This window comes from Salibacterium lacus (assembly GCF_042684865.1).
Classification (GTDB): domain Bacteria; phylum Bacillota; class Bacilli; order Bacillales; family Marinococcaceae; genus Salibacterium; species Salibacterium lacus.
The window spans coordinates 260,978-270,470 of record NZ_JBHUML010000005.1 but is presented as its reverse complement, the minus strand read 5'-3'; the positions used below and the strand labels follow the sequence as shown (position 1 = coordinate 270,470).

At 47.9% G+C, this 9,493-nt stretch carries 15 protein-coding genes; 9 read left to right on the top strand and 6 right to left on the bottom strand.

The features are described 5' to 3' along the window. Positions 1 to 156: 156 nt before the first annotated feature. Complete coding sequence (locus tag ACFSUB_RS14500) at positions 157 to 303, bottom strand: hypothetical protein (protein ID WP_380713975.1); 147 nt, start codon at positions 301 to 303, stop codon at positions 157 to 159. Positions 304 to 582: 279 nt separating this feature from the next. On the opposite strand from ACFSUB_RS14500, the gene ACFSUB_RS14495 reads away from it, so the two are divergent. The 3 genes from ACFSUB_RS14495 (at position 583) to ACFSUB_RS14485 (ending at position 3,435) form a co-directional block, all read left to right on the top strand. Further along, on the top strand, positions 583 to 2,094 hold the full coding sequence (locus tag ACFSUB_RS14495; RefSeq protein WP_380713973.1) for an FAD-dependent monooxygenase: 1,512 nt from the start codon (positions 583 to 585) through the stop codon (positions 2,092 to 2,094). A 234-nt stretch (positions 2,095 to 2,328) separates the two neighbouring features. Continuing rightward, positions 2,329 to 2,841, top strand: coding sequence for a DUF5412 family protein (locus tag ACFSUB_RS14490; protein WP_380713972.1), 513 nt, complete (start codon positions 2,329 to 2,331; stop codon positions 2,839 to 2,841). A 150-nt stretch (positions 2,842 to 2,991) separates the two neighbouring features. Then, positions 2,992 to 3,435: an ASCH domain-containing protein gene (locus ACFSUB_RS14485; RefSeq protein ID WP_380713971.1), complete on the top strand. Its 444-nt coding sequence runs from the start codon at positions 2,992 to 2,994 to the stop codon at positions 3,433 to 3,435. A 128-nt stretch (positions 3,436 to 3,563) separates the two neighbouring features. Here the strand turns inward: ACFSUB_RS14485 and ACFSUB_RS14480 are convergent, their stop codons facing one another. After that, a complete protein-coding gene (locus tag ACFSUB_RS14480; protein ID WP_380713970.1) occupies positions 3,564 to 3,746 on the bottom strand; it encodes a hypothetical protein in 183 nt (60 codons plus the stop codon). Between the two features lie 215 nt (positions 3,747 to 3,961). Between ACFSUB_RS14480 and ACFSUB_RS14475 the strand changes: the two genes are divergently transcribed. Then, entirely contained in the window at positions 3,962 to 4,210 is a 249-nt protein-coding gene (locus ACFSUB_RS14475; protein ID WP_380713969.1) for an AbrB/MazE/SpoVT family DNA-binding domain-containing protein, read from the top strand. After that, complete coding sequence (locus ACFSUB_RS14470; protein WP_380713968.1) at positions 4,211 to 4,612, top strand: type II toxin-antitoxin system death-on-curing family toxin; 402 nt, start codon at positions 4,211 to 4,213, stop codon at positions 4,610 to 4,612. Positions 4,613 to 4,735: 123 nt separating this feature from the next. On the opposite strand, the gene ACFSUB_RS14465 is transcribed toward ACFSUB_RS14470, so the two are convergent. The 3 genes from ACFSUB_RS14465 to ACFSUB_RS14455 form a co-directional block, all read right to left on the bottom strand. Next, entirely contained in the window at positions 4,736 to 5,554 is an 819-nt protein-coding gene (locus ACFSUB_RS14465) for a permease prefix domain 1-containing protein (protein WP_380713967.1), read from the bottom strand. Further along, the gene (locus ACFSUB_RS14460) at positions 5,551 to 5,871 is read right to left on the bottom strand and encodes a PadR family transcriptional regulator (protein ID WP_380714259.1); all 321 of its coding nucleotides are present in this window, start codon (positions 5,869 to 5,871) and stop codon (positions 5,551 to 5,553) included. The genes ACFSUB_RS14465 and ACFSUB_RS14460 overlap by 4 nt, the downstream gene beginning before the upstream one ends. A 436-nt stretch (positions 5,872 to 6,307) precedes the next feature. After that, a complete protein-coding gene (locus tag ACFSUB_RS14455; RefSeq protein WP_380713966.1) occupies positions 6,308 to 6,715 on the bottom strand; it encodes a DUF4181 domain-containing protein in 408 nt (135 codons plus the stop codon). A 119-nt stretch (positions 6,716 to 6,834) separates the two neighbouring features. Between ACFSUB_RS14455 and ACFSUB_RS14450 the strand changes: the two genes are divergently transcribed. The 4 genes from ACFSUB_RS14450 (at position 6,835) to ACFSUB_RS14435 (ending at position 8,933) form a co-directional block, all read left to right on the top strand. Further along, on the top strand, positions 6,835 to 7,017 hold the full coding sequence (locus ACFSUB_RS14450) for a hypothetical protein (RefSeq protein ID WP_090926633.1): 183 nt from the start codon (positions 6,835 to 6,837) through the stop codon (positions 7,015 to 7,017). A 91-nt stretch (positions 7,018 to 7,108) separates the two neighbouring features. Beyond that, positions 7,109 to 7,588 carry a hypothetical protein gene (locus ACFSUB_RS14445; RefSeq protein WP_090926632.1) on the top strand — a complete coding sequence of 160 codons (480 nt, stop codon included), beginning with the start codon at positions 7,109 to 7,111 and terminating at the stop codon, positions 7,586 to 7,588. A 22-nt stretch (positions 7,589 to 7,610) separates the two neighbouring features. Continuing rightward, complete coding sequence (locus tag ACFSUB_RS14440) at positions 7,611 to 7,949, top strand: hypothetical protein (RefSeq protein WP_380713965.1); 339 nt, start codon at positions 7,611 to 7,613, stop codon at positions 7,947 to 7,949. 120 nt (positions 7,950 to 8,069) lie between these two features. Beyond that, positions 8,070 to 8,933, top strand: a complete 864-nt coding sequence (locus tag ACFSUB_RS14435) for a PhzF family phenazine biosynthesis protein (protein ID WP_380713964.1) — start codon at positions 8,070 to 8,072, stop codon at positions 8,931 to 8,933. 174 nt (positions 8,934 to 9,107) lie between these two features. Here the strand turns inward: ACFSUB_RS14435 and ACFSUB_RS14430 are convergent, their stop codons facing one another. Beyond that, positions 9,108 to 9,476, bottom strand: a complete 369-nt coding sequence (locus ACFSUB_RS14430) for a hypothetical protein (protein ID WP_380713963.1) — start codon at positions 9,474 to 9,476, stop codon at positions 9,108 to 9,110. Positions 9,477 to 9,493: the final 17 nt, after the last annotated feature.

The following is a 9,493-nucleotide window of genomic DNA, read 5'->3' as shown; positions in this document are numbered from 1 at the left end:
CGGGGTCCCCGTGACTCGTGCTGTTCTGAGCAGGAGTCAAAGCATGTTGGCTCCGCTGCTATACAGCTTTTGATTAGTGACCCGGAACATTCGTGTTATCTGCCGCATCATGTGCTTTTGTCCCAAACTCTTTATTTTAGTGCGTAAATCTTTCCGTTACAAGAGCACTCCCAGCAAAATAATCGCGCCGATGATGAGCACAACGCCTGCGATGATCCGCAGCACGCAGCCGACACCGCGCATGATGAGCGGGAATAAAAAGATAATCATCACAATAAGTATAATCAGCGAAAGAGGATCCATCGTCACTCTCTCCTTTCTTTTCCTAGCATACGCCAACCCTTACCCCTTTATCCCGTTTTTCTAACATACGAATCATCCGGTTTGGTTTCCTGCAAGTAATGGACATCATTCATTTAAAAGTGTCCACTATCCATGATTTCCGGACACTTTGGTATAGAGAATGTCTAAACCTCCACCCCCTTATAGATCAAAATAGGATTGGCTGTAAGGAGAAGTCAGGATTAATAAAGACACAGAGAGGGAATTCAGAGAAAAAATCCACCGTAAAGGAGAACGTTTATGACACCACAGGTTCTGATTGCCGGGGCCGGGCCGACGGGACTGGCGATGGCGCTGGCACTTGAAAAGCACGGCATTTCATTTCGCATCATCGACCAGAGCAGTGGCCCGGGAAAGGAATCCCGGGCGATGGCGGTTCATGCCCGCAGCTTGGAATTATATCAACAGCTCGGCGCGGCCCGCCTTCTTATTCAAAACGGCTATCCTCTTCCGCAGCTTCAGATCTACCGGGAGAAACAGCAGCGCGCCGCTATGGATTTTCACGAAATGGGCCGGGGACTCAGTCCGTATCCATACGTCCTGATACTGCCGCAGGATGAACACGAACGTCTTCTTATTGATAAATTGAAGGAAAAAGGCATCGAGGTCGAATGGAACACGGAGCTTCCTTCTTTCCACCAGGACAGCGGGCATGTGGATGTCGTAATGGAGAAAAAAGACGGCACGGAAACCTCCCGCTTTGCGTATGTGTGCGGGTGTGACGGGGCGCACAGCTCCGTGCGGGAAAATCTCGGCGTGCCGTTCACGGGCAGTACCAATGACCACGTGTTCTACGTGGCCGATGTGAAAAGCCCGGCGGACGTGGAGAGCGGGCAGATGCATTTGTTTGAAAATACGTTCAGCCTCGTGTTTCCGATTCGTACGACCGGTTCGCTGCGCCTGATCGGCCTGGTGCCGAAACGTTTTCTGGATCCGCAGCGGGAAGTTGATGCGTCCCGGCTCCTCCCCTTTCTGGAAAAACAGATAGGGATTGACGTGGAGCATGTTCACTGGTTTTCCAAATACGCGGTTCATCACCGTATCAGTGAACGATTCCGTGAAAACCGAGTCTTTCTAGCCGGGGACGCCGCTCATATCCACAGCCCCGCCGGAGCGCAGGGGATGAACACAGGAATCGGGGATGCTGTGAATCTCGCCTGGAAGCTGGCAGCTGTTGTGAAGGGAAACATGGACGCTTCCGTGCTCGATACGTATGACACGGAACGAAGATCGTTTGCTGAACGATTGGTCGCCACAACGGACCAGGCTTTTCAAAGGATAGCCGGGGACGGGATGACGTCGGATTTCGTCCGAAACGTCATGATCCCCCGCGTCATTCCGTGGATGACAAAGAATCTGCCGGTGAAGCGCCAGGTGTTCAAAACGGTGTCGCAAATCCGCATTCACTATCGTAACAGTGGGCTCAGTTCGGGAAAAGCCGGACGCGTCCAGGGCGGGGACCGTCTGCCGTGGCTTCCCGGAGAAAATGGAGACAACTTCCGGCTGCTGCAGAGTGCGGACTGGCAGCTGCATGTGTACGGAAGCGCCTCGACGGAACTGCGTCGCACAGCCGAAGACCTCGGACTACCGCTTCATGAACCGGCATGGACCTCAGCCGGAAAAGAAGCCGGCATCCCGAAACACGCCATGTTTCTCATCCGGCCGGACGGATACATCGCTCTCGCTGATCCCGAGCAGGATACCGAAGCTCTGCGCTCATATCTGGTTGCTTGGGGGAGGGCGGACGTATAGGAGGTATGGGCGGGTTTCGCTCGAATCCGCTATCGTTTCGCCCGCAACCGACATCTTTTCGCTCGAAATCGACATGATTTCGCTCGAATGCTTCCTCCTTCCGCCTGCAACGCATCACGTATCCAGCACCCGGTCTGCGGTCTTTATAGCAGGGCATCTCTACCCAGTGTTTCCTTTTTCATGTAAAATTGTCATAACATAAGATTAGACTACTAAAAAGGGGGGGGATGGAGAGTGCGTCACGTTTACATCGTTTCCTTTTTCTTCACTCTGTGCTGGGCGGCGTTAACGTCGTATTCCTGGTATTCGTATGTCAGCCGTACATGGCAGGTGGCTCCTGCTGATTTCATCCTGTTGTCAGTCAGCATGGGTCTGCTGGTGCTGGGTGTGATGGATACCATCCGAAAAGGCCGGGGTTGGAGCAAGGCACGTGCCCTGCTTACGCTGACCATCTCCGTGCTGCTGTGTTTTGCGCTTACAGCTGAAATACTTCTCACAAGTATGTTTTCCTTACGAGAAGAAACGCACATGAAGACGGTTGAGTCCCCTGACAGCACCTACGCGCTGGATATTTACAGCTGGGATGCCGGAGCCGCCGGATCGTACGGCATCCGCGCGCAGCAAAACGGGCCGCTGTGGTTCACAAAGCCGGTGTACTCCAAAACCCATGCCCGGCAGGCTGAAGTGCAGTGGCAGGAAGACGGTCATGTGACGATTAATGGAAACCACCTGTCGCTTCGGGAGTAAACTGTATCATACCAAACCCTTGATATGCTGCCGTTGAGGTATGCATTTAAACATATTTCCAGCACCTCCGTCCGAATTGATTTTTCATTAAAGAGTACTTATAGAAAAACGAACTGTTAATAAGAGGTACGAAAGGGAGCAGGCGTAAAAATGAACAAGCAGGTAGAGAAATTCTGGAACGAATATTGTGAAAAGCATGGAGTTGACCCGAGTGAGGCGGTGGAGGTATTTTCTTTCGGAACGGCGGCGGATGAGCTGGCGGATCTCGTGAAACAGGGGAAAAAGACGGCGACCTGTTCGGCGTTTGCAGAATATAAATGGGAAGAGGAACCTCTGCCGGAGAAAGGGGATCTCAGTATTGTTGTCGACGCGGCAGAGCATCCGGCTGCTGTTATCCAGGTGACCGACGTAACGATGATGCCGATGAATGAAGTCCCGGAGACCTTTGCGCTCGCAGAGGGGGAAGGAGACTACCAGGACTGGTGGAACGCGCATGAAACATTTTTCACGGAGCTTCTCGAAAGCTATGGCTTCCCTTTCAGAAAAGACATGCTCGTCGTCTGCGAACGATTCAACGTGGTGTATGGCGGATAGAAACCGTTTATCAGGTTATGTTCATGGACAGAAAATGTGGTCCGCGTAAAATGAGTTCCAATGTTATGGAGTTGATTTTGGGTATATTGGCTTACCCCACTATATTTCTCTATGATAAGAAGGTGATTTTAGGATGATTCTGAGCTGTTTGATTTTCTTTCCACCACCCGTTCGAATAACCATTTGAAAAACGCTGCAAAACAGGAGATGCCAATGATGTCGATTATTGGCTGGTCAAACGATGAAAACAGCACCTGCCATAAGGAAAGACCAGCAATCATGAATAAGAAGAATTTAAAATAACTTAACATCGCAGCGGCCTCCGTGTTTGAACTGTAATTACAATATTGAATAACATCTTGAAAATTTTCAACCCCCGCTTTTATAGTATTTCTGCTATAGTCCTTTTGCTTGTTTTCTTCTTCATGATGAGTTATGATGTAATTACATTGAAAATTGGTATGTATATATTTTTTGAAAGAAATCCCATAGTGAGTAAAAATAGACAGGAAGCGGATGTGATTCTATGAGTGGGAAGGAAAGTCGTAAAGTAAGTCAGACAGGCAACAGTCTTAGTGTCGGCCTGCCAAAATCCATCACCGATTCTTTAAAGATTAAACGCGGTGATGAAATCGAATTCGAGGTTCATGATAACCAGCTGGTGTTAACGAAAAAGCGGAAGTGGGAAGAGGAAGTGGATGCAGAGATGTTGGATATGCTTGCTGAAACCTTTGAAGAGCACCATGATGTCTTTGAAAACTTGAAGGATAGATAGATGGCGGTTGTATATTTGAGAACCAAAGACGTCGCATTGCTGCATTTTATGATGATGAAAAAATTCAAAGACGAAGAGCAGGCCGGAATAAAAGATCAGGGACTGCTTGAATCAGCTGTCCACCGCCCGCAGCAATCCGCTTTTGGAGAAGACGCATACCCGGGATTATTTGAAAAAGCTTCAGCATTATTCGAGTCGCTGGCAAGGAATCACTGCTTTCATAACGGCAACAAACGAACCGCTTTTGCAGCTGTTGATATATTTTTAAAGAAGAACGGTTATAAAATCAAAAAAAATGACACGGAGAACGAGAATTTCACGGTGTCTGCCGCTCAAGGAGAAGTCACGTTAACGGAGATTGCCGGTTGGTTGAAAGATCATACTGAAGAATATCCTCGTTAACTCTCGACGGCAGTCCGCCAATGATTTCGGAAAACGCTGATGAAACGGGGGTACAGGTGAATCCGGCCGGAAGTGGGAAGGGGCGGCACTATTTATTTTCCTTATTTGCTGCCGCCTTTTATTCTAGCTGCTTTTCTTCCGGACGCTTCGTTGAAACCACTGCATGATCAATAAACCTACAACGTTGGAGAGAAGAAAGATTATCCCCCACCGCCAGGGTGATAGATTTTTATGATGAGCACGAATGGTTCCCCATATGGAAAATAACACCCAATATAATAGGAGTCCTGTGTAAATAATGTAATCCGAAAGAGTGTAAAAGTTATTGATATGGCTTTCTATTTTCCAGGAAGGAGTTCGGTGTTCTGTTTTCCCTCCAGTAAGAAAGATGCTTCCTATTATTGAAGGACTCTGGTTGAAAGCAAAACGCGGTTCTGTTTCGACTACTCTTTTGGAAACAACATCATCAATCGGTTCTTCATTGATGCGGTACACGGAAAGTTCTTCAAGATATGGGCTGTCTATCTCCTGTTGAATTTGCTGTTCCATCCCACCGGATATTTCCTCCTGCTCTCCTAAAATATCCAACGCGCTGTCTGCAATCCTCGATTGTTCTGTGACCATATGTACACTAAAATAATGTAAACCCAGTCCGGCTGCGAGTGACAAACAAAGCATTATAATGCCAGCGTATAACAACTTATCCGCAAAAGATTTCTGCTGCTTTGACACTTGATCCAAAATGCGGGGGATAATCGTTTCTCCTCCAAATCGCTGAATCGCAATTTCTTCCGCTTCTTCCTGAGAAAATCCTTTTCGCTTGATATCAGCCGCGGATTCATATAAATGATTTTTCATTTCGTTTTGCAGTTCCTTAATTTCCTGCTTATCTTTGTTCCGTTCTTGAAAGACTTGTTCCACATACGTATCGACTTGTCTCACAGGTCAGTCACCTCCCGCAGACATCCATTCATGATGTCGCTCATCAAGTTCCATTCTTTTTTCTTTTCGCGAAGGGTTTTCTCTCCTGCTTTGGTTAACGTATAATACTTCCTTCGTCCACCTGCTCCCTGTTCATCACCCCAATAAGAACGCACCAATTTATTATTTTCGAGCCGCTTGAGAGAGACATAGAGTGTGCCTTCTTTCAATTCAAACTGATCCATCGTCTTTATTCGAATGTACTTAGCCAGCTCGTATCCGTACATATCCTGATCGTTCAACAATGCGAGAATAATCGTATCAATATTTCCCTTCATCAATTCTTTTGAAATCTGAACCAAATTGCACTCCTCCTTAAGAGCATTGTAAAAAAATCTCTTTAATAGGTTTTAAAATCGGAGAAGACTGGTCTATATGTTTCAGGAGGGCAGTGTGCCAATAGTTATAGAGAATGACATGATGGTTTTTTTGAAAGCCGCGGTCTCACGTTTCAAAAAGGCATGCTGGTCGTGTGTGAACGGTTTAAAGTGATATATGCGGCTTAATAAGCAGCCAAAGCTGCACAATGTAATCGAAACAGGGAAAATGTGACGGTTAGCCGTTGTCTACTCGTCACATTTTTGCGTTAAGGGGGAAAAGTGTACCTTAGAGCACGCCTAAACGGCACTTTGGGCAGGAAGAATAGAATAAGTGCACGCTTGAAACATTCGAAACTGATCCGTGGTCTTTTTTGCTGCCAAAATGCAGCATGCATCAAGATATGATTTGTATGACGAAAAGCACAAAAACACTCGCAAAAACAGCGGTGAAAGCAACATTTAGGAGGTACGCTTTGTAATTGGCACGGTTTTTGGCGTGACGCCACTTCATATAAGCGGTCAGACCAACAATGGAAAGAATCACTACCACAAGCGGAGCTGACCCTAATACAGGATACACTTCACCAAAAGCGAAAATCCAGAAAAAAGCGAAGGCCAGTAAAAAGTTGAGAATGATACCGGCTTGACGGTGAAAATCATTGAAATAAGTACTGGAAAACCATTTTGTTTTGTCTGCTTTCATCTTTCGTAGAATGGTAGAAGTAATGAGTTTGTTTAGAATAAGGAAACTTCCTATTGTCAGCAGGGTAAGCAGCGATTCATTTCCTGTGATAACTTCCAAAGGTGTACCACCTCTTTCCTGCCCGTAGATTTTGAAAGATACGGGTTTTTTCTTCATGTAAAATTTTGATAAGGGTATCCTATCATAGAAAAAGTGGAACGGGAATGAGAGGGATAACGATGGAGAAAAAATGGATTATCATAGATGCTGCCTTGATTGCAGCATTCTTCGTCCTTTTGCAGATAGCAGGCGTCGATGTACGTCTGTGGGTGATCATTATAGTGGAATGGTCGACGAAATTTGTTCTGCCGTGGATTGTTTTGTACTGGCTGGTACGGTGGGTGAAAAGCGTGGAAAAATAGAAGACGTGAGTGGTCAATTATCGGGATCCGGGCGCATATAGCTGGAAGCACGGAATCTATCCGATACATACGACGAAGGGATGAATGAAGGATGCGTGATACGCTGTCTTCAAGCGCGGGATTCCGGATGACCGCGGCGGTACTTCTTCTCGTCTGGATGGTGCTTGGCTTTGTCGGTGCGAGGCGGCGGATGGCCCATGACCGATTCAAGGAATACCTGGGCACCGAACTGGAAGGATATGATCCGGCTGCCGGCGCGGTGATTGGGTTGTCCCCCGGTTTTGTACTGGCGGTCAATCTCGTGGCAGCGGCGGCCGTGTTCGCCGCGCTGCTTTGGGTGACATCGGTGTTAAACCGCTCGACTTCGCTCGTGGTGCATTACGTCTTTTCCATGTTCACCTTCCTCTTTCTGTTGATCACCGCTGTGATGTCGGGAACCGGTTTTGTGGAAAGCCTGTTCTGGAGCTTCTGGACCTTTGCCGCCCACCACGGCATCTGGCTTTTATTTGTCGCCTATACGGTCTGGTATTTATGGAAAAAAGTCAACACCCGGATCGTTTATTCCGGGTAAAAAAACGAAGGAGGAAGATGCTGTGTACGCTGTTTTCGCCGTTGGACTATTTCTTGGGTTGCTGCTCTTCAGCTTTGTCTTGATTCTCGCCAGGAAAAGCGGTCGTTTTTATACCGCATCTCTTGTGACCGTGGCGGCGGCTGTTATCATTATTTTGTATGCCTTGCTGGTCGCGCGGGGATTTGAAGCCATGGGGTATGTCTTTCTGGCGGCCGGCTTTCTTTTCGCGGGAATCGCAGGATCGATGGTTCTGCCTTTTATCACCGGAAAAGGGTCCAAGCGGTATTCGAGAGCAGACAAAGCAGGCTTGATTGTTATCCCGGCAGCGTTTATCCTGACATCCTTCCTGTTCTTCCGCTAGGTGCTGCAGGTCGTCTACTTTCACTGCTTAACCTTCGTCCATGCTTTCTTCTGTTAAGGAATCTCTATCATTATGCCGTACCGCCTCCGTATAAAGGGGGCGGGGAAAGGAGAGTTGTTGATGCATTTTCATATCGTGGATGTGTTTGCCGAAGACAAGTACCAGGGCAACCAACTCGCGGTGTTTCAGTCGGACGTTGACATCAGTCAGGAAGAGATGCAGCAGATTGCTAAAGAAATGAACTTCTCCGAAACGACCTTTATCATGTCGGGACGCCGAGGGAATGGCGGCTATGATGTGAAAATTTTCACCCCGGATGCAGAAATTCCGTTTGCCGGCCATCCGTCGCTTGGCACGGCGTATGTGATCCGCCGGTTTATCGAAGACCATTATACGGATCAGGTGCTGCTGAATCTCAACGTCGGGCAGGTGCCGGTTGTTTTTGAAGGGGAACGAGGCTGGATGACGCAGAACGAGCCGGCGTTTCATGACGTGCTGGATGCCGCCCGCCTCGCCGATACCCTGCATATCAGTCAAGCAGATATTGAGGCAGGGTATCCGGTGCAGCCGGTATCAACGGGGCTGCCAAGCATCATTGTACCGCTCGCCACGCGGGACGCTGTCGACCGCTGCCGCGTGGAGCATCGTTTGTATGATGAGATTCTTGATGAGATCGGGGACGCGAACCTTCTCGTGTTTGCCCCGGAGCCGGTACACGCGGATAACGATCTGTACGTGCGGGTATTTATGTTCACTTCCGGACATCTCGAGGACCCCGCCACCGGCAGCGCCAACGGCAATCTCGCCGCCTGGCTGCTCCAACACAGTTATTTTAAAAACACCAGCCTGAACTATAAAGTGGAACAAGGCCTGCCTGTGGGACGTCCCTCCCTGCTGCACGTCGCCGCTGAAAAAGAAAGCTCTTTTTCCATTCAAGTAGGTGGTCATGTGTTTGTGACGGCGGAAGGGACATGGAATTTGTGATACAAAGCTGATGGAAATGACTGTAAAACAGGAATAAGAAAGACTGGACTAGTATCTGCGGTTTCTATAGATACTGGTTTATTTTTTTTTTTGAGCTCATGACGGAATGTTCACTATTGAAGGGTGGAGGACGTTGTGTTCCGGCTGATTGTTTCGATGTCAGGGAACCAAGAGTTAGTCGTCCTCTTTTTCCATTATCTCAAACGTTCCTTCCTCCGTTTCCCCAAGAAGAATAGGTTTTTCTTCCTGGGTGGCGAAAATGTCTGCCCCTTCTTCCAAATAGTTTGATGCGAAATTTTCTTTTATCGACTGGTCGAATGGCAGTTTGTATTGGACATTTCCCACTTTTTCTTCTTTTGTATATCTCCCGTCATTTTCAACACCCAGGGATACATAGAGGGAGCCGTTCACTCTTACCCAGGCCTGATAAGAACCGGATCCTGCTCCTGACGTTGTTTTACTTTCTTCATCATTTTGGGAAGTGGTGGAGCAGCTTGGTAACAAAGCAAAAACAAACACTGAAAGAAATACAGCGTATTTCATTATGCGCCTCCCTTCCT